Below are 19,500 nucleotides of genomic sequence, written 5' to 3' on the forward strand. Positions count from 1 at the left end.
CAAAGCCCGTTATTAGGGAGAGCGTGCCGTAGGGGTCGTAGCGGCTTGCCCGCCGGAGTGCCCCTCGGTGCGCTAGGCCCGGGTATCTCGGGTTCAAAGACAACTTTGTCATCAAACTCAAACGAGAGGAGACCTCCCGTTGCTCGGTTACTGGTTGCTGGCCTGCATCGCTTCGATCTGCATTTTGATTTGTTTGACGGCATCGTCCAGCGCCGCTTTTGGCGGTTGTTTGCCGGTCATGCTCAGTTCCAGCGCCGCGTTGGCCGGCCCCCAGACCTCCTGCATTTCCGGAATGCCCGGCATGGCGGTCGCGTGGCTGGCCTGAATGGCTACCGCACTGGCCCTCTCGTCGTTCTTGATCAGCGGATCTTCAATCATCGCCACCAGCGGAGGGATCTCTTTGGTCACCTGATAGCGCGTTTTCACGTAGGCCGGCTGATTGATAAATTCGAGGAACTTCTGCGCCAACGCCTTATCCTTGCTCCAGGTGGAGACCACGTAGCCTTTCACGCCCAGGAACGAGTTCATCGGTTTGCCGTTCGGCAAGGTCGGCAGTGGCGCTACCCCATAGTTGATGCCCGCGTCGGCATAAGGCTGGAAGGCCCACGGGCCGTTGATCACCGCTGCGGCTTTCTTCTCGGTGAACAGGGAATCGATAGCGTTCAGCCCGCCATCGCCGATGATGCCCGTCGGAAACAGACCATCGGCGTAGAATTTTTTCAGGTAGGTCACGGCTTCAACGGCGCCGGGCGTGTTCAGGCCGATATCCAGCGGATCCAGCCCGCCTTTACCGTCGTTGCCGAAGATATAACCGCCCATGCCGGCGATCGCGCCGCGGCTGTAATAAATCTGGTCAAACTTGGCCAGCAGACCGTATTTTCCCGCCGCACGCTGCTGTTTGGAGAAGTCGTAATAGGCATCCAGATTAGCCAGCGGCTGCGGCAACAGATCCTTGTTGTAAATCAGCACCAGCGTTTCTACCGCTTTCGGCACGCCGTACAGCGTTTGATTCATGGTGAACGCGCCGATGGACGGCTTGGTGAAGGCGTCGGCTGCGGCCTGATCCAGTTTTATCGGCGATAACAAACCTTGCACCACCGCCGCCCCCACCTGATCGTTAGGGATCACCAGCACATCGGGGCCGATACCGGCCGGGCCGTCCAGCCGCAGCTTTTCAATCTGCTGCGCGAACGGCATTTCCAGCACGTTAACCTTCACGTTGTTCTGTTTTTCGAAATCGGCGATGGCACCCTTGATGCCGTCGGACTTCTTGATGTCTTCCCAGACGGTAAGCTGTTGGCCTGCCGCGGCGAGGGCGAAACCGGAATATTGACTGGCCGCCAATGTGGCCAGTACCAGAGCAGTGATTGTTTTGATTTTCATTACCCACCTCATGTGAAGGTATTACATTTTTTGTTTTATCACTTTGGGATTAGATGCTTCAGGCCAGTCACAATGTTCAGTATTACAACGTTTAACGCGATAACCTTGCCATTGCCTCGGCTTGTTATACGCTACGCTGAGAACCGCACCAACTCTATACAATTATCACCATTGTGTGATCGTTATTGCAGAAATGAAAACCGGTGATATGGCTTGAAATCCAGCGCAGTTATAGTCTTTTCAAGACTTTCTGGCCGTTATGACGATGAGAAAATAATTGTTATACGTATTACATAAAGACGAGAAAACAGCCAGAAGACGCCCTGACAGGGTTTGCCTATTGATAACTTCCGAGGATCAACAAGATGTCCAGCATAAGACTGAGGAATGTCACCAAGCGTTTTGGTAAAACGGTGACATTGCACAATATCAACCTTGAGATTAAAGGCGGTGAATTCGCCGTGTTCGTGGGGCCGTCTGGCTGCGGTAAATCTACGCTGTTGCGCATGATTGCCGGGCTGGAGGAGATCAGCGACGGGGATATCCTGATTGGCGAAGAACGGGTTAACGATGTGGCCCCCGCTCACCGGGGCGTAGCCATGGTGTTTCAGTCCTACGCGCTCTACCCGCACATGACCGTCGCCGAAAACATGGGTTATGGGTTAAAGGTGAACGGAACGCCAAAAGAAGAGATCCGCCATCAAATCGAGATGGTGGCAAAAACCTTGCAGCTTACCCACCTGCTGGACAGAAAACCCAAACAGCTTTCCGGTGGCCAACGCCAACGTACCGCTATCGGGCGTGCCATAGTGCGCAATCCCAAAGTCTTTATGTTCGATGAACCGCTTTCCAACCTGGATGCCGAGCTGCGGGTCGATATGCGCCTGCATATCGCCAAGCTGCACCAGGAGCTGAAGACCACCATGGTGTATGTCACCCACGATCAGGTTGAAGCGATGACGCTGGCCGACAAGATTGTGGTTATGAATTACGGCAAGGTGGAACAGATGGGCGCGCCGATGGCGCTGTATTACAACCCGATCAACAAATTCGTCGCCGGGTTTATCGGCTCGCCGAAGATGAACTTTTTACCGGCCACCGTAGTGAGCTGGACGCCGGAGCTGCTGACCGTCTCCATAGGCCCAGACAAAACCCTGGCGCTCCCCCTCTCTACCCTGCAGGTCGCTGCCGGCGAGCCGGTGACGCTTGGCATCCGCCCCGAGCACCTGACAACCCACTCGGATTCACCGTTACGCCTTGATTTCCACTGCGAAGTGGTAGAACGGCTCGGCAACAACACCTATCTGTTCGGCCAATGCCACGGCCATGACGGCTTCAAAATGCTGCTGCCCGGCGATGCGCATTTCCGGCCCTATCAAAAACTGCAACCGGGATTCCAGGCCGGGCAATGCCTGGTGTTTGATGCCGACGGCGCGCGCATCAGCGCCGATATCGTCATTCCGCAATCCTGATACGCCGCCACGCCCGGTAAGAGATCATGTCGGTAATGCGCTGTGGTAGCGAGAGATACCCGCGATCACAGCGCGACAAGCCCGGCGCAGTCGTTCAGCAATCGCGATGTCTGCACTATCACGCGTATCCCGTTTTTTTGAATTATGTTGTCAGGATGTCAGCTCATGGCTGTCGGCAAGCAGTTCATGTATTTCCTTTGGCGTGAGCGGCCCGGAAAGAAGCACGCTGACCCAGTGCTCTTTGTTCATATGGTAAGCGGGCAAAATACCGTCTTTTTTACGCAATGAGCCGATGTACTCCGGCCTGACTTTAACCTCGAGGACATCCAACACATCATCCGTCTTCAGGCCCAGCTTTGTACCGGGGACATTCATCACGAGACCGAACCATTTGGTGCCGTCATGATGGCGAAGCACGGCATAGCCCGGCAGCTTACTCCAGAGATATTCCGGCGCAGATTTAAAATGTTCCCGGGCGTAACTGAATAATGCCTCTCTCTTCATCATGATTTCCTTTTTATCCAGAGGGTCAAAACGTTCGATACCTGTCTTTACTTTCCTCGATACTTCATCGGTATTGTAACCTCACCCCGTCAGAACCAGCGACATATCCGGGTATCTGGCGCACAGGAAATCGACGAATGCGCGAACCTTTGGCGCAGCAAGTCGCCTGGAGGTATGCAGGACCCAAAGTGCCGGCTCTGCGCCCGACACGGTGCCCCACTGAACCAAATCACCACGGGCAAGCTGGCTCCATGCGATGGACTGCGGAATGAGGGCAGCGCCGCCGCCGGCAATAGCCGCATCCCGGACCATCAGTAACGAAGAGAAGCGCAGCTTTGGGATCGGCTCCAGGACCAGCTGCCCGCCATCGAGACTCCAGTGGGTCAGCTGGAAATTCGAGGTTACGATACTGGGAACGCGCCTGATTGCGCCAGGTGCCGGCTTGAGTATTCCAGGCGCGGCCACGACAACCAACCTGTCTTTGGCGAAACACCGCCCGACCAAATTGCTGTCGGGACTTGGATTGATCCGAATGGCGACGTCAAATTGCTCCTCGACGAGATCCACCATGCGATCTTCCGCCACGATCTCAATCTCGATTTCCGGGTAGGCCGCACAAAATTCGGCGCCAATGCGCCCCATCGAAAGCTGGGAAAACAGAACGGGTGCTGCTACACGCAAACGTCCGCGAGGCGTCACGCCCCCTTCACCGACCGCCGTCATGGCTTCAGTCACCTCATTCAGCAAACCTTCGGTTCGGGACATCAGCATCTCGCCGGCCTCGGTAAGCTTTAAGCCGCGAGCACTGCGCTCGATCAGCCTCACGCCCAGTTGCTCCTCAAGATCGGCGATCCGTCGCGATAACGTGGCTTTGGAAATGCCGCTCGCACGGCTTGCCTTCCCCAGCCCTTCATTCGTTGCGACGAGTATAAAATCAGACAGTGCGTTCAGGTTCATGGTGTTCCATTTTTGAAACAACGTATCTACGTTTTATGATCTTTGTTTTTATATTGCAACGGAATACTGTCTCGTTATCAAAACTTGATACGAGGAACTGCAATGAACAACATACAACGCGCTGTCCTGATCCGAACCTACGGCGGGGCCGATGCCGCAGAAGTGGCCGAGATCGAAAAGCCGACACCGGGGCAAGGCCAGGTTCTGGTTCGGGTTCAGGCCGCTGGGGTGAACGGTATTGACTGGAAAATGCGTGAAGGCCAGGTACGAAATGCCTTTCCGCTTCCCTTCCCCATCATCCTGGGCGCCGAGCTGGCAGGGATCGTCGACGCTGTCGGGCCAGATACCTCTCGCTTTCGTGTCGGCGACCGCGTCATGGCCGCAATGGCAGGACTGGGTGCGTACGCCGAGTTCGTGGCAATCAATGAAGCCAGCCTCTCCCCGACACCCGAGGGTCTGGACGACGTCCATGCTGCCGCCATCCCCGTAGCCGCCGTCGCCGCCTGGAACAGCTTGCATCACGCAGGTCCGCTTTATCCGGGCCAACGGATCCTTATTCATGGCGCGGCCGGTGGGCTGGGCGCTTATGCCGTGCAATACGCCAGACGGGCTGGCGCCGAGGTCTTCGCGACTGCGGGTACGGCCGATCTGGACTTTGTGCGCAGCCTCGGTGCCGATTGTGTCATCGACTACCACTCTCAACGTTTCGAGGACGTCGCCCGGGACATAAACCTGGTGCTCGATTACGTCGGGGGGGAAGTGCTGGACCGCTCCTGGCAGGTACTGGCTCAGGACGGCGTTGTGATCGGCACGTCGTCGCCGGACATTCTGGCCCGCACACCAGCGAACCGCCGGGGCCTCTGGTTCATGAATAAACCCGATCCCGAGCTGCTGGAAAAACTGGCCAAAGAGGTCGCCGACGGCACCCTTCAGTCCAGAATTGGCGGCGTAGTGGGCTTCGCAGATATTCCCGGAGCAATAGAACGCAATCGTACTGTTTCACGGACCGGCAAGGTCGTTGTGGACTTCTCTCGTTAACCCTATACCCATGCAGGAGTTTCAAACATGAGCATTCTCGTTACCGGTGCCACGGGCACTATTGGTTCACTCATCACTCAGGGCCTGGCCGAGGCCGGCGCCGAGGTCAAAGCCCTTGTCCGCCAGGCGGGTAAGCGTAGCTTCCCGGCAGGCGTCACTGAAGTTGTTGCAGATCTCACCGATGTCGCTTCGATGCGCGCCGCGCTGTCCTCGGTGCGTACGCTGTTTCTGATTAATGCGGTTACGCCCGACGAGGTTACGCAAGCCCTGATCGCGCTGAACCTCGCTCGCGAGGCGGGCATCGAGCGCATCGTTTACCTGTCGGTGATTCATGCCGACAAGTTTACTGACGTCCCGCACTTTACCGGCAAGCACACGGTTGAACGCATGATCGAAAGCCACGGCATTCCCGCAACCATTTTGCGTCCGGCTTACTTCATGCAAAACGACCGCATGGTTCAACAGACGATTGAGAACTACTCGGTATACCCGATGCCAATCGGCTCGGCAGGCGTCTCAATGATTGATGCTCGCGATATCGCGGATGTCGCCGTGGCTGAGTTGCTGCGACGCGACAAAGCATCCTCTGCGCTGGAGCCTGTAACGCTGGAGTTGATTGGGCCGCAACCGCTTACCGGTGCGTCCGTGGCGCAAATATGGAGTTCTGCCCTGGGTCGGGAGATCCTATACGGCGGGGATGACGTCGCGGCTTTCGAAAACCAACTCATTTCATACAGTCCCACCTGGCTGGCTTATGACATGCGCCTGATGATGGCAGGTATCCAGGCATTCGGCATGCAAGCCGCAGAAGGAACCGTAGAACAGCTTCAGACCCTTATCGGGCACCCGCTGCGCACTTACGAAGACTTCGTTCGCGAGTCTGTTGCCGGGGTTTAACCACCAGACAAAGGGGCGGGTTTACTGCCGGGCAGTGCGCCGCCCCTTCATCGAACCTGCCTCGTGCATCTGGTAACGGGCGGGTCGAGGCCAGCGCTGCCATTCAAAGGACAGCCAAAAATCTTTATAAAACCTGTGGTAATTCAGAGGCAAAAATTGATACAACCTTACCCTTGTTTCACCACGGCCACCGTGAGTATTTCTGTTTTAATAACAGCTAAAGCCAGGCAATGCGTTGTGGTAATCGATGCAGGATCAGGTTTCTTTAAGGGAGTAATAATATGCTGGTACTCGGATTTGTTACGAAGAGTGCTCTGGCTGACTGGCAAAATGTACCGCCATATCTGCCGCACTTTCAGTTCTATGAGCGGCATCGCACCGTCATAAGTACCGCTTACCCAGAAAAAATATTACCCATCATTGCGGCTTATGATATCCAGCAGGATGTCATTATCAAAACGTTAATGTCGATACGGCAACTGCCGCAAAAATTACGACGCCATAAATCTGAAAGTGCCAGTGTTCCATTTGGGCTACACAGTTTCACCTTGTTGGAAAACTCACCAACCGAGCTTTGCTATGGCTTAAGAGGACAATTCTGGCGAACCGATTTTGGCCTTGAAGACGTACCAGATATCAGTGCCTATTGCGCCGCGCTACCGCCGGGCAACGCAAAGCTGCTGCTGCGATATCAGGTACAACAACTCGCCCCCGATGAATATGCACTCTGCACGGAAACCTTCATCCATTGCCCTGACAGAGCGACACAATTAAAAATGGCCGGGTATTGGCTGGCGATCAGAGCGGGCAGTGGTTGGATTCGGCAAAGGACATTGAAGGCAGTAAAGCTTGCGCTCGAAAAAACGGCCAACAGCGTTTAAGGCGGATAATAATTCTCTCGATTGAGGCTGGCCGTACAGCTGCCATAAAATCTCACTGCGTACACATGCGCTGCAGGCCCGGTGATATTGGTAAAACCAAACGATTAGAAAACAAATAGTGGTTAGGGTGACACTGCTGACAGATGAAAACGTTTAGCCAGTTTCTTTTGCAGAATGATAACGATAATTGGGAACCCTGATGCGGAAATTGCACATACCGCCAGCAACTTGTTCACATTTTGTGGTGTCATGCCATGATCAGGTAATAGAAAAGCGGACAGGAAAAATGCGACGGTTGTAATCAGATACATTATTGATGTCTGTAATGAAGAGAATCCAGCTCGTTGCCTATCATCAGGAAACTGAATCGTAACCGCTGAAGATGAAACCAGACGACTGTAAGATGCGCCGAGAAATAAACTAATAAATAACGCTGCATGCTGATAGCCCAGGATGGGTATTAGCAAACTCAGTATAAAGACTATGGTTGAAGCTGTAGCCAGAATCAAAACAGAAAAACGGGAGATTAACACGCCTGTAATTTTTGTAGACAGGTAACCTGTAACACCCCCACCGAAGAACAGCCAAGGCAACAAGTCTTGTGAAGCGCCCAACTGCTGTGTCATTAATGGTACCAGAATAGGAATGACCAGCATTGGACTAAACTGTACCAGCGCATTACTGGAGGCGAACAGTAAAGTATCCACATCAAGGGGTTGCGTGCGGAGCGTGTCGAAAGAGACAAGGTCTTGGGGTATGGTGGATACAATCAGTGGCAATGCCAACAAACAAAGTGTACTTATTAACCACAAAGCAACATGCCAACCATAATTTGTACACAAAAATAATATAGTGGGCATTCCTACAATGCTTACCATCGAAAATGACGCAATCACCGTCGCCAACATTTTTCCGCGCAAGTGAGTCGGCGCGTTGTTTATCAATATGCTTATACCCACACCCATTGTCGTACCTCCAACCAACCCTGCGCAGAATCGTAGTGTAAGCAGAAGACTAAAACTGGAGGTGAATGTAGTCAAAAGTGTCAGTAGGCCTAATAGCGCCATATTGGCGATTAAAAAACGTTTCTTATTGAAATGACCAATCCAGTAAAAGGCGATAACTCCCGAAAGGACTGCACCAGATGTGTACATACCGGACACATAACCTGAGAATGATACGGGAACTGCGAAATCTGCTGCCATAAAAGCAAAAACAGGGTTGAACACCATATATTCCAGCGCATTAGTGAACTGGATAAAAGCCATTACAATGGCTATCCGCATGAGGGCTTTATGATTAAACGTCTGTGTGACCAGTAGCATAGCAAGCAACCTATGGATGAAAGATATCCGAGTTTAACCGCTATCAATAGTGTTCATTACATGGTAAAAATGGCACTTATTATTATCATATATGGGATAGTTGATGCGTTCGGCTCTTGATTTTACTACCCTGAAAGTGTTCATTGCTGTGGTTGAAAGAGAAAGTTTTGTTGGGGCATCGAAAGTCCTTGAAATGCCGACATCGAATGTTAGTCGTTGTATTTCTCAGTTAGAAGAAAAACTGAATCTTCAGCTCATTGAGCGCAGCACCCGCCATATGAAACTCACCCAGGCGGGGCACCTACTCTATACCCGAGCAAAGCCATTACTGGAGGCGCTTGAGCAAACCGAGACAGAATTAACGTTGCGGCAAATGCAACTCAAGGGCCCATTACGTATCTGTATTCCCAATGAAATAGGTCCTGCATTGCTGGGTTCTGTTATTGCCGATTTCGCCTGTCAGTACCCGGACCTGGAGATCAGCTGTGTCACAAATTTGTCAGGTTTCGAATCCCTGCGAGATGATCTGGATTTAGCTATCATTGTTACCCGTGGTCAGATGGATGACAGTGACTATATAGCCCGTCATCTGGTGACGATCCCTTGCACCATTGTTGCAGCCCCCTCCGTCATTCAGCGTTATGGCACCCCTTCCCATATCCGGCAATTTGAAGAATTACCCTGTATTACAACGGTGAGTGCACTGAAAGGTGCTCCCTGGCAGTTTGTCAATATAAAGGGGGGGTTCGAGACGATTAAGGTTAAAGGGCATTATCGGGTCAACAGCGGAGAGATGGCAGGACGAGCTGCGGTATCAGGTGTCGGTTTTGCAATTCTATCGAAACAGGCCTGCCAACCCTACATTAGCGATGGACGGTTAATCGAGGTTGAGTTTGAACAATCGGCAGCCCCATTGCAATTGTTCGCACTTTATTCAGATCGACGTTACTTGCCCGCTAAAACAAGAGCGCTCATTGATTTCATACATCAGAGACTGAATCATATACCCTCGACGGATTGTGGTTGAAAAATGGGGTTAACGTACAATAATTCGAGCCGGGATCTGGCTCGCTTCGGTGAGTTTTTACGGTTCGAAAGGATCTGACAGCTCATTGCACCTGCATATAGTTAGCTTGAAATAAATATGACTATTGATGTATCGTCATCGCTATTTCTTCTGTTAAAACTCATTTCCATAACTGCCATTAATAAGTAAATCCCTAAGCAATAAATTGATTACAGTGCTAACAATTACGGTTAATGACAGGCCAACCGCCTCTTTCAAACAAGGGCATTTTTCAATCTATTGATTTGATACGGCTAACACACTAATTTAACAAAAACAGAATTGTCGCATCCTCTTTTTTTGATTATTTAAAAGATTTGTCATCTGTTTTTTCAACGTGGTGATTTGCTTGATTATCTCGACATCAACAAAAAAATACTTCATTTATTTTTATGTGTCTGTTGATTTTTTAGTCGCCATTGCTATTGTTGAAGGTGAGTAAAGCACCGCTAAAAACCAACAAATACATTTTATTTTTATACTCGCAAGCGTATGAGGACCTGACTATGCCCATTAAAAAATATGTCATTCTTGACAGCAATCCTAAAGCTGTCGGGAATAATGATTTCATTCTGCTAGGTTTGAAAGCCATAGGTTTCGCCAGAGGTTGTCCGATGTTATTTGGAGGGACAGCCGATGCAAAAGACGGACCGGTTGACGGCAAGAACTTTGCCTTAAACGTGATAAAAAGAGAAACCTGGGAAGAAACCCTGGAGAATATTGAAGTCAATCAGGTCGTTCGTTATCAAACTTATCCCGATGAGATCAGCGTTTATACCAGCAACGACTTTATCTTCACCGGTCAGGTAACCCTTGGCGGTGAATTCGCCTGGATACGAAAAGTCAGTAAAGGGAAATTAAAGGCCTACTTTAAAAATAAGCCTTCCGCTACCAAAGATATGTTTGCTCAAGAGCTTTTCAGCATGACCGCGGACCCGAATATCGACCCGACCGAAGGTGAATTCGAAGCCTATCTTGGCTCCAGCAGCCTGAGTGCCCTTTACTCCTACTGCAAAGAAACCTGCAAATAAATTCGTAAATTAATTTATCGTCAATTTTTATACGTCGATACTTTCGCACGATAGTGCCGGAATTTTATTGGGTGCCTGACGTTATGATCACGCAAGATTATACTTCCGATGAAAAGACTATTGTTAAAGCGGTTATCAACCGGTATAGCAATACCGGCATATTTATTATTGAACCCGGCAATCCATTATTGGTCTATTTTTACGATATCCAGTTAAGACTGGCGGGGATCACTCCAGGCGTTTCACCGCAATTCACGCAACGCTGGCAACAATCGAAACAGAGTAAAGGTACGGCAGGCCGACTGAGCGAGGCCGGCAACGGTGACGCCCAGCCGGTTTACAGTATCGTAAGGTTGGACTCCCTCGACGGCAGAAGCTATCGCGCGGATGCCATTGGCTCCCTGCCGGTTTCCGCCACCAATGTGACGCAAACGCTGGGTTTGTTTGACACGGAGGCAACCAATGTTGGCCAGGTGACATCCAACAAGGCCTATATTTACACCGCAGATTGCGCCATTACGGCGAATGGCGATTATCCGCAAAGCCAGCTCACCGACGATTTTCCGGTCACGGTCATTTATACCTTTGCGCAAACCATTGACCAAAGTACTTTTTATGGTGCAGAAATCATTACTACGCAAAGCTACCCTAAAAGTATTTACAATGATTCACCGCGCAGCCTCTATAACCAGGATGCAATAAAAATTTGTTTAACGCGTGATGCTGCCGATTGCGACTATCGTTATACTTACGATGGCGACGGTACGGTAAGGGTTCCCATTAAAGGCAATATCACTTATTACGGTAAAATAGACATAGTTGACGGTCGGCCTGTCAATGCCAAAAATATTATTTATCTTATACGCACGCGCGCCGGCGGCGACCCGGTGACACCCTATGATGATTTAAATATCTTCAACTCCCCCAACACTAAAATTAATGACGATACCTTATCCTGGGATTTAAATTGGTTAAAGTTCAAGCAGGTTGATTTTGAGTCTGGTGAATGGGTTTATTATGTATTCAGAGTCAATCTGAACGTCGAGGGCCGAAATATTGTCGCGTTTATTACCAACGCACCAAAAAACATTGAGCCGGACCAGCGCTTTTTAAATACGGCACCTTTAAAACCCATGTGCATTGTTTACGGTTGCCTGGGAGAGAACACCAAAATACTGATGCAGGATGGTAACGAGAAAACCATTGCCAATATCAGCACCGGCGAATATATACGCACGCGCAATGGTCGCACGCTCAGAGTTGATGCCATCACCACCGGATATGAGTGCCATTATGTTGAAATCACAGTGCAAGATACCAACAATAAAACACGCACTATTATCGCCAGTCTGGGTCACCCTTTTATTACGTCATCGGGCGTTGTCCTCACACGTGAATTGTGTCAGACCAGTAAACTTCTTACGCTGGATGGCGAAGCTGAAATTATCAGTATGGTGCAAAAAGACGGTAACATTAAGGTTTATAACCTGCAATTACCGATAGATACGCCGGCAAACACGGTGCCTTACGATAATAATACGTTCTACGCCAACGGAATTTTGGTCGGGGATAACCTGATGCAAAGGGTTTATGAGGATGAATATCATCAACGACCGGTCAATATCTTGAGCAAACTGCCTCAGGAATGGCATCAGGATTACCACAATCATCTCAACCTGGCGGGTAAATAATATCATGTACCAGGGATATCCGGATTTTCAGCAAATTATCATCAGCGATAACCAAAGATTTATCGCCAGCTATCAGCAAAAAGACGCCTATTTCTTATACCCGGACTCCGTCAGCATCCTGGCGGCAGATCCCCTGGCCTTCTCTTTGGATATCGTCCGCAGTGCCAGCACCGACAGCATTTATGGTTGGTTAAACTTCATTACCGAACTGCAATTTGCCGGCGTGCAAAGCCTGTCGGACTTCAAACAACAACACCCGGATACAGCCGTAAGGGTGCTACCGGTGTTGCCCGGCAGTCTGGGGTTTGATGTACCTATCGAGTATCACAGCGCCCTCAGCGGGCAAAGCTATGATGCCACCTGGTATTCGGCACAGTGCATCCAGTTTATTATTTTGCTCAATTCGGCCAGCACCCAACTGATTGAGAAAACGTTGCTCGATGACACCCTCGGCTTTAATGCCCGGCTGGACGGGTTTGTCGAAGGAGTATCGCCACGTCTCGCGTATGCCGTCGAGTTTGATCCCCAGGCGCTGATGCGTGAATTGGTCGCCGGGGTCAAAGGTGCGTGCCCCGTTGAGGGCGCGCGCGTAGCTTTTGACTACGGCCTGTTGACCCAATATCTGTACCAGAATATCGCGCTGCTGCCGCTGAAAATCACCCCAGCGCTGCCGGTTAACGCCCCCGAGGAAACCCTGCTTTTCAGCCAGGGGGTTCTTGATCGGCTCTATAACCTGCTGGGCTCGCCTTACGCCGGCCCGCCGGCCAGTAACGTGGCCATGATCTGCCTGAGCCCGCCGACGCAAGTCGGCCGGGTGATCTTCAACCTGGACAGGGTAGTGCTTAGCCGGCGGCCGCTTTGCTTCTTGCTGGATCCTTTTGCCGCCGCCCAGCAAATTGCCAAGGTCTCACCCGATACCATTATTCACCGTACCACTACCCCGCCATTACCGCCGGGCGAACTGGAGATCGACGTCTATTACGCTTTCCCGCTCGGGTTGAAAAGTAACGTCTTTATCGATATTCAGCTCACCGTGCCGGCGGGCGATATTTACCCGCTTGAGCAGAGGCAAACGCAATTACTGGTTCCCGACAGCAGTCGATTGACCTTCAGGTTCCACAACAGCGCACTGGAAAAGCAGGCGTTCTTCTACCAAATCCGCGTTAGCTACCCGCAAGATGGCGCTTATTGCACCCTGAGCGGTGAAGTGCGGCGCAGTGATAATCGCGCTCTGGTACTGGATTACGCCGCACTGCCCTGCAATTTCCTGACCATCAGCATTGATCCTGAATTTGCCCGACAAAGCCGGATTGGCGGCCTTTACCATTCTGCAGGTTGGCTACAGGACCTGGCGTTGACTGAAGCAGCACCCTATTTCAGTTGCCCGATCCTCGGTGGCGATACCTATGCGGAAGCGACAGCTTACGCATTGTCCGGCAGCGAAGCCGTACCGCTTCCGATGCCGATTACCCAGGCTACCACCATCGGCGCCTACAGCTTCCCGCAGTTTGGTTCACAGCGGGCGCGGATCACCGTTCATCTGCCCGCCGAAATGCTCAAAGTCGCGTTGACCTTTCAGGCGCAAAACGATACCCGCACGACGGAGCATACCTTCACCCACCCGCAGGACAGCTTCGAATATCAATGGAATGTCACCTCTATTTTTGCTGCCGGATTTCGTTACAAAACCGCTACGGGCCCATGGTCGCCCTATGTAACCGGCGATCAAACGATTGATATCAAGGTGAAAAACAATGACTGACTCTTTGAATCCCCAGCAAGGTCTGCAGAATTTTTTCCTGCTCGACAGAGCCTTCGCGTTTCACGATCAAACCTTGCCATCGGAGTGTTACACCTACGGTAGCGCTGCCCCACAGTCGGTGCTGGACACCCCGTCAGGGAAAGTTAGCGCACTGCATTTGCTGACCAGCCCCGGCGGTGGTCTGGCGACCTTTATCGCGCCAAACATGCCGGTCGATACGGCTGCGATCGAATCCTATATCCGCCAGCATTTCATCCCGGCACCGGGGAAAATCAGCCTGGCGCAAGGCGATGTTCGCCAATCCTTATTCCTGCGCTTTGTCCATCAGCCGGAGTCAGACAGTTATAACGTCGAGTTTGAACAGTCAAAAATGCCGCTGACCCACGCCGAAGCCGGCCTGCTGGACAACGCCATTCGCGGGGCCAAAAACCAGGTTTACCTGGTCACCCACAGTCAGTTCAGCGTCAGCAGCCGCGTCGCCGCCCGTCTGGATACCGACTGGGTCGCGTTTTTAACCCTGGCCTTCAACGAACAGGCACGCCAACCGGAGGCTATCGCCCTGTTGCTCAACCAGCAGATTGACGCCGGCGTGATCAGCCTGTTGGAGCAGTTTGACAATGCGCCCTCGGAACAGACACGCGAGCTGGTGAGAAACGCTCTGGTGAAGACTGCGGCGCAGCTGGTCAGCAACACGTTACGCAACATCCACTCGGTGGATGAGATCCCCAACAAGCTCAGCTATGACGTCAGTTACAGCAATAGCGTGTCACAACGCTATTTGCTGGCGCAGCAGCAAGATATCGCCACCCTGCTCGGCCAACTGCCCGCCGACAGCATTATCACCTTTACGTCAACGCCATTGCCGGAACCCAGCCGACCGGACAAACCCATCGAGCACCGCCAATGCGTGGTCAGCCTGGGGTTCAACCCTAACGGTTTCAACATCATGTCCATCGAACTGCGTTGGGCGGACCAGCAAACGCCAATGCAGTGGCCCAGCTTCCCGCCGGTGACCTTAAAAACCGAATCAGCGGTCGACAGCATCACCCTCAAAGTGACGTTTTCCGACTATTCCAGTTATGAACGCCAATTCGGCTGGCTAGACGCTGTCGCATTGACGCCACAGGATCTGGGTTTTTACAGCGTGATATTTGAAGCAGAACATCTGAAACCCGAATTTAAAACGATTTCGGGCAATGCCACTTATCGGCCTGCCGGGCAGGTTAAAAGCCAGAGCTTTAGCTTTGCGTTTTCCAACCAGCAGTGGCAGGCCAACTGGTGGATCAACGCCCATGCAGCCGGGTTAAACGGCCGTATAGAGTACCGCTGGCAAGGAAAAACCTCGTCGCTATTCCCCAAAACCTACGACTCTGGCCCGCAGCAGGCCAGCACCAGCCCCATCAAACTGCAATACAACAAGTGATATCCACAAGAGGAATTCCCTATGTTAACCACAGCTTTGCAGCAATCGGTCAAAATCGCCGTGACCAAATATCTCGGCATCAAGGAATATGCTTATACCTGTTACGGCGACAGTGTCGACAAGGATATTTATTACGTGGTACCGGAAATCCCGGTATTTGTCGCGAGGGGGCCGGACAACCCAAGCTTTATGTTCTACAAGTATCGCGGCGATGACACGCAAGGCGGCTATGCGCAATTTACCGTCATGCTGCCGCATCCTGAATTGGACATGCAGGAGAAGATCCGCGCCCAGTTGTTTGGCAACATTCAAACGCAGCTGGAAGCGAAATCCACATTGATTGTTCAGTATGTTAAAGCCGAGCAGGCTTACGTGGCGGATCCGGAAAATCCGAGCAAAAAGTCGGCAATGGATACAGCGCTGAAAAATACGGGGCTGGACGACGATCAGGCCGCCAAATTTGTGGCGCTCTATGACAGCGGCAAAGGTAATGACCAATTCCTCAATGAGTTAATGCCGGAAGATGCGGCTAAAATCAAACTGCTGCAACCGCGATTTACGTCGGCGCAGGCCTCGTTGATTCTGGATAACAACGATAAATTCCATCGCCAAATCCCCACCACGCTGTCGCCTTCCGGCTTGGGGGATAACAATACCGTGTTCAGCCTGTCGCTCACCGGCGAAGGCGCCACCATGTTCGAAAAAGTGCTGCAAGGTACCGATAAAAACTCAAGTGTCGCGGTTCGCTTTGACTTCAACCTGGATGCTTCCCTGCCGGCGGCAAAGGTAACGGTCAGCTACGACAGCGAGATAACCAAGTCGGTGACGCAAGAGATCTCCTACCACACCTGGTCAGCCGATGAGAAAAAGATTGAACGCGAATATATCGAAAAAGGCGCCATTAGCATCAACGTCGAAATCGGCCTGACCGCAGCAGAGATGGGCATGACGCCGGAGCAGTACATTAAATGGAAAGACGGTCTGCGCGACTGGGGACAAAAACAGGTTGAGCAAATCCTCAGCAGCCAAACCGGGCTGGACATGAGTCTGGAGCTGCTCAACGATGCCGATGGATTTGGCAAATTCAAATCCAGCCTTGACCAAACCAAAAGCTTTACCCGGGTCTACGATGAGAACTCGGTGGTATCGTTTTCCATTGCACCGCAGGCCCAACTGCCGTCAATCCAGTCCATCGTCGGCGCAGAACATCTGGACCAGTACTTTAAAGAGTACGATCTCAATGACCCGTTCTACCAATATCTGCAGCCCGAATTCTTTGTCACCGACGACCTGGCGAAATATAACGTCGCCAATATCGTGGTAACCGCCGTCTACGACAAAAACAATTACAGCACCTTGCAGTTTTCCCCAGGTGACACCAAACCGAAAAAAACCGACAAATGGTTTATCAACCCCGAGTTGGGCCGCACATTTACCTATTCCTACACCGTCAATTTTACCGGCATGCAGGCCAAGCCTTACCATTCCGGCGAGATCCAGGCCAACGAGGAGTTGGTTGTCACCATTAACGTCGCGCAGTGCGGCATCGTTTATGCCGACATTGCTACGCTGCTTGATCCTATGGGATGGAAAATCTTCAGCCAGGTGGTGGTCAAAACGCTATATTCCGATCCGGATAAGGGCGTCAAACTCAAAACCAACAGCCAGGTAGTCAATGAGTCGACCCCTCCTCAACCCTTTATTTACCCGATCGGCACTAACGTCGAACAACCGATTTATTACTCCGCCGATTACTATGCCCTGGATGGCGACAGCCTGACTTATGTGCCAAACAGCATGGAAATCAACCCGGAGTGGCCTCACTATGACGGTATTCGCGGCAACCAAATCCTGATCGCCAACGCCCTGCCGAAGCAGCAGAAATACACCATTATCTTAAAGCCTGCGCAGAAAGATATTTCACTGATCACCTTCGATATGACGGTGTATTACCCAAAATGGGATTTCACGCAGGCCCAATCCTTTGCCTTGACCGAATTTGATCCCAAATCGATGACCCAATATCTGACCTTCAATCTGATGCAGCCGGAGAAAGACAATGTGCCGCAAATCCACTACATCGCCGTGGTGTATTTTGGTGCCGACAATGACCAAGTAGAGGTCACCAAAAACGTGACGAGCAGCATCGTGGTCGTGACGTTTTGAGGGGCTGAGGCAATCCGGGGCAAGCTCGTCTTGCCCTGTTTCCACCGTCACAACATGGGAAGGTCGCTATGGACAACCAATTGGTCGTGCAAAACATCTGTTTCATTCGCGCCGACCCGGACAGGCCAATTTATTACTACTGTGCCGCTGCACCGGGCATTACCGTGAATGACGATAACCAACCCGCCGTCCAGCTCCAGATATTTAGGAACAGCAACCAACCGGCCACCGTTTACTACGCCACGCTGTCATTGCAAACTCAGTTGGAAAGCAACCCCGAGGCGGCACGCAAGGCCGCAGACGCCAGCCCGGATATCCCGCGCGATGCGTTGTTATTGCCGTTGCAGGCGATTGCCTGTAGCGCCACGCTGGACATTCCCGGCTTTATTGCCGGCCAAACCAGCAAAACGTCTTTGAGTAACCAACAGTATTGTTATCTCTTGGCCAAATTAACCTCAGGCGACGATATCGCCCTGCTGGCGAGTCTGATGAACGCACCGGCTTCTGCGCCGATCGCCGTCAGTTATAAAATCGACTATCTGCAACAGCTGCCGCCGGCAACCTTTGAGCTGGAGGCCCGCTGGGATCAGGTCTATCAATTCCTCCAAGAGTCGGTCGGTTTCAACCTGTTGATTTTTTCTGTCGACATCGAGAAAACCTCGTCGCGGTTAATCAGCGAAAAAGTGGTCAGGATCAAAGTCCGGGAAACCGATCCCGACGGCCATATCGAACAGGCGGCCGCCGAATTGACGCAGATCCTGACCAGCCAGTTTTTCACGCCGGTTTTTGCCCGCGCACCGCAACAACCTCACCCTGAGGCCGGTTTTTACCTGCAACGGGTGTCGATTGAAGACGTTGAACAACGGCGCTTGAGCGGCAAGCTGAGCGAAACCACGGTGGTGCAGCGTTCGCTTTATCCGCAGGCCTTGTTTGCCGAACTGGTCAAAGGCACCGATTATCAGGCCGACCGGGTGATCACCAAGAGCGATCTGCAGGATGATTTTTTCGCCTTCCGCGAAGTGCGTATCAATCTGCTGTCCACCGAACTGGACGACAATATTCAGTTGGTGGTTGCGCGCCTGCGCTATGGCGACAACAACCGGCAGTTTAATTTTCGCCGCGGCGATACCGGCCCAAAACTGTTTAGAGTGGCCAGCATCCTGGATCCCAAAACCGGCAAAATGCTGTGGCCGGTCGAGTACAGCTTTGTCGTTTATTTCAATCAGGCGATTGGCGGCGTGACCTCCGTCAGTTCCGACAGCCTGCAAACCGAGTTGAACGATGTTTATCTGGATATCGAATCCGTTTATGGCCGCTATGATTTTGTGATCAAGGCGGCGAGCCGGTTCGACTGGAGCTGGTATCAATCGGTACTGGTTACGGTGCGTTGCCGCCATATTCAGCGGCCGAACAGCTCCATTTCGAAAAGTTACCAGATTAGCCAAACGGTGCTGCAAGAAAGCTACCCGGTGATGCTGCCGGAGCCTGATTTGTATCTGTTTGAGGTCAGCAAGGAATACAGCACCGCCCCCAACTCGCCCCATATTCCCGCCGTACTGAACGAGCCGACCAGCCAGGATGTTTATCTGTTTTCAACTCTGTATCGCCAGCGCGTGCTCTGGCTGTCCGCCAGCATGGACTGGCAACAGGTTGCCATGGTGATCGTTTCTGTCAGCTATGCCTATTCACCCACCGATAGCCTGCAGCAGGTTTTTCAGTTTACCGAATCCGATGCCGCGCCCCAGCGATTCAGCGCCGATCAAATCGACCCTGAACGGCTCATCGTCAACCTGGACATCTGGTTCACCTACCAACCGGGCCAAGGCGAGGGAAAACCCGCGTACGCTCAGTCCGCAACCCGTCAAGACGATATCGATATCGCCAACCTCAATTAAGGAATCGCC

Annotated in this window: 15 protein-coding genes; 11 read left to right on the forward strand and 4 right to left on the reverse strand. The window is 51.9% G+C overall.

Annotated features, from left to right (window positions below; all coding sequences use genetic code 11):
* Nucleotides 1-147: 147 nt before the first annotated feature.
* Nucleotides 148-1,383, reverse strand: coding sequence for an extracellular solute-binding protein (locus D4100_RS02230; RefSeq protein ID WP_119802864.1), 1,236 nt, complete (start codon nucleotides 1,381-1,383; stop codon nucleotides 148-150).
* A gap of 365 nt (nucleotides 1,384-1,748) precedes the next feature.
* Here D4100_RS02230 and D4100_RS02235 point away from each other — a divergent pair, with 365 nt between their 5' ends.
* The gene (locus D4100_RS02235; protein ID WP_006318846.1) at nucleotides 1,749-2,855 is read left to right on the forward strand and encodes an ABC transporter ATP-binding protein; all 1,107 of its coding nucleotides are present in this window, start codon (nucleotides 1,749-1,751) and stop codon (nucleotides 2,853-2,855) included.
* 150 nt (nucleotides 2,856-3,005) lie between these two features.
* Here the strand turns inward: D4100_RS02235 and D4100_RS02240 are convergent, their stop codons facing one another.
* Complete coding sequence (locus tag D4100_RS02240) at nucleotides 3,006-3,359, reverse strand: MmcQ/YjbR family DNA-binding protein (protein ID WP_006318845.1); 354 nt, start codon at nucleotides 3,357-3,359, stop codon at nucleotides 3,006-3,008.
* An 81-nt stretch (nucleotides 3,360-3,440) separates the two neighbouring features.
* A complete protein-coding gene (locus D4100_RS02245; protein WP_119802866.1) occupies nucleotides 3,441-4,316 on the reverse strand; it encodes a LysR family transcriptional regulator in 876 nt (291 codons plus the stop codon).
* A 102-nt stretch (nucleotides 4,317-4,418) separates the two neighbouring features.
* Between D4100_RS02245 and D4100_RS02250 the strand changes: the two genes are divergently transcribed.
* The 3 genes from D4100_RS02250 (at nucleotide 4,419) to D4100_RS02260 (ending at nucleotide 7,132) form a co-directional block, all read left to right on the forward strand.
* Nucleotides 4,419-5,354 carry an NADP-dependent oxidoreductase gene (locus tag D4100_RS02250; RefSeq protein ID WP_119802868.1) on the forward strand — a complete coding sequence of 312 codons (936 nt, stop codon included), beginning with the start codon at nucleotides 4,419-4,421 and terminating at the stop codon, nucleotides 5,352-5,354.
* A gap of 27 nt (nucleotides 5,355-5,381) precedes the next feature.
* Nucleotides 5,382-6,251, forward strand: coding sequence for an NmrA/HSCARG family protein (locus D4100_RS02255; protein WP_119802870.1), 870 nt, complete (start codon nucleotides 5,382-5,384; stop codon nucleotides 6,249-6,251).
* Between the two features lie 284 nt (nucleotides 6,252-6,535).
* On the forward strand, nucleotides 6,536-7,132 hold the full coding sequence (locus tag D4100_RS02260; RefSeq protein WP_043912399.1) for a hypothetical protein: 597 nt from the start codon (nucleotides 6,536-6,538) through the stop codon (nucleotides 7,130-7,132).
* Between the two features lie 122 nt (nucleotides 7,133-7,254).
* On the opposite strand, the gene D4100_RS02265 is transcribed toward D4100_RS02260, so the two are convergent.
* A complete protein-coding gene (locus tag D4100_RS02265; protein ID WP_119802872.1) occupies nucleotides 7,255-8,457 on the reverse strand; it encodes an MFS transporter in 1,203 nt (400 codons plus the stop codon).
* A gap of 103 nt (nucleotides 8,458-8,560) precedes the next feature.
* Between D4100_RS02265 and D4100_RS02270 the strand changes: the two genes are divergently transcribed.
* The 7 genes from D4100_RS02270 to D4100_RS02300 all read left to right on the forward strand — a co-directional run bounded on the left by D4100_RS02270 (nucleotide 8,561) and on the right by D4100_RS02300 (nucleotide 19,491).
* Nucleotides 8,561-9,484, forward strand: coding sequence for a LysR family transcriptional regulator (locus tag D4100_RS02270; RefSeq protein ID WP_119802874.1), 924 nt, complete (start codon nucleotides 8,561-8,563; stop codon nucleotides 9,482-9,484).
* A gap of 545 nt (nucleotides 9,485-10,029) precedes the next feature.
* Nucleotides 10,030-10,554, forward strand: coding sequence for an NUDIX hydrolase (locus D4100_RS02275; protein ID WP_119802875.1), 525 nt, complete (start codon nucleotides 10,030-10,032; stop codon nucleotides 10,552-10,554).
* Between the two features lie 83 nt (nucleotides 10,555-10,637).
* On the forward strand, nucleotides 10,638-12,245 hold the full coding sequence (locus D4100_RS02280; RefSeq protein WP_119802876.1) for a polymorphic toxin-type HINT domain-containing protein: 1,608 nt from the start codon (nucleotides 10,638-10,640) through the stop codon (nucleotides 12,243-12,245).
* Between the two features lie 4 nt (nucleotides 12,246-12,249).
* Nucleotides 12,250-14,007, forward strand: coding sequence for a hypothetical protein (locus D4100_RS02285; RefSeq protein ID WP_119802877.1), 1,758 nt, complete (start codon nucleotides 12,250-12,252; stop codon nucleotides 14,005-14,007).
* Nucleotides 14,000-15,430, forward strand: coding sequence for a hypothetical protein (locus tag D4100_RS02290; RefSeq protein WP_119802878.1), 1,431 nt, complete (start codon nucleotides 14,000-14,002; stop codon nucleotides 15,428-15,430). Before D4100_RS02285 ends, D4100_RS02290 begins: the two co-directional genes overlap by 8 nt.
* Nucleotides 15,431-15,451: 21 nt before the next feature.
* Entirely contained in the window at nucleotides 15,452-17,596 is a 2,145-nt protein-coding gene (locus tag D4100_RS02295; RefSeq protein ID WP_006318829.1) for a hypothetical protein, read from the forward strand.
* 68 nt (nucleotides 17,597-17,664) lie between these two features.
* A complete protein-coding gene (locus tag D4100_RS02300) occupies nucleotides 17,665-19,491 on the forward strand; it encodes a hypothetical protein (RefSeq protein ID WP_119802880.1) in 1,827 nt (608 codons plus the stop codon).
* The last annotated feature ends 9 nt before the right edge of the window (nucleotides 19,492-19,500 follow it).

The sequence above is a fragment of the Serratia inhibens genome, assembly GCF_003591175.1.
Lineage (GTDB): Bacteria > Pseudomonadota > Gammaproteobacteria > Enterobacterales > Enterobacteriaceae > Serratia > Serratia inhibens.

Excerpts from the sequence above, each read along its gene's own strand:
- D4100_RS02230 (WP_119802864.1), bottom strand. The coding sequence starts at position 1,383 with ATGAAAATCAAAACAATCACTGCTCTGGTACTGGCCACATTGGCGGCC.
- D4100_RS02235 (WP_006318846.1), top strand. The coding sequence starts at position 1,749 with ATGTCCAGCATAAGACTGAGGAATGTCACCAAGCGTTTTGGTAAAACG.
- D4100_RS02240 (WP_006318845.1), bottom strand. The coding sequence starts at position 3,359 with ATGAAGAGAGAGGCATTATTCAGTTACGCCCGGGAACATTTTAAATCT.
- D4100_RS02245 (WP_119802866.1), bottom strand. The coding sequence starts at position 4,316 with ATGAACCTGAACGCACTGTCTGATTTTATACTCGTCGCAACGAATGAA.
- D4100_RS02250 (WP_119802868.1), top strand. The coding sequence starts at position 4,419 with ATGAACAACATACAACGCGCTGTCCTGATCCGAACCTACGGCGGGGCC.
- D4100_RS02255 (WP_119802870.1), top strand. The coding sequence starts at position 5,382 with ATGAGCATTCTCGTTACCGGTGCCACGGGCACTATTGGTTCACTCATC.
- D4100_RS02265 (WP_119802872.1), bottom strand. The coding sequence starts at position 8,457 with ATGCTACTGGTCACACAGACGTTTAATCATAAAGCCCTCATGCGGATA.
- D4100_RS02270 (WP_119802874.1), top strand. The coding sequence starts at position 8,561 with ATGCGTTCGGCTCTTGATTTTACTACCCTGAAAGTGTTCATTGCTGTG.
- D4100_RS02275 (WP_119802875.1), top strand. The coding sequence starts at position 10,030 with ATGCCCATTAAAAAATATGTCATTCTTGACAGCAATCCTAAAGCTGTC.
- D4100_RS02280 (WP_119802876.1), top strand. The coding sequence starts at position 10,638 with ATGATCACGCAAGATTATACTTCCGATGAAAAGACTATTGTTAAAGCG.
- D4100_RS02285 (WP_119802877.1), top strand. The coding sequence starts at position 12,250 with ATGTACCAGGGATATCCGGATTTTCAGCAAATTATCATCAGCGATAAC.
- D4100_RS02290 (WP_119802878.1), top strand. The coding sequence starts at position 14,000 with ATGACTGACTCTTTGAATCCCCAGCAAGGTCTGCAGAATTTTTTCCTG.
- D4100_RS02295 (WP_006318829.1), top strand. The coding sequence starts at position 15,452 with ATGTTAACCACAGCTTTGCAGCAATCGGTCAAAATCGCCGTGACCAAA.
- D4100_RS02300 (WP_119802880.1), top strand. The coding sequence starts at position 17,665 with ATGGACAACCAATTGGTCGTGCAAAACATCTGTTTCATTCGCGCCGAC.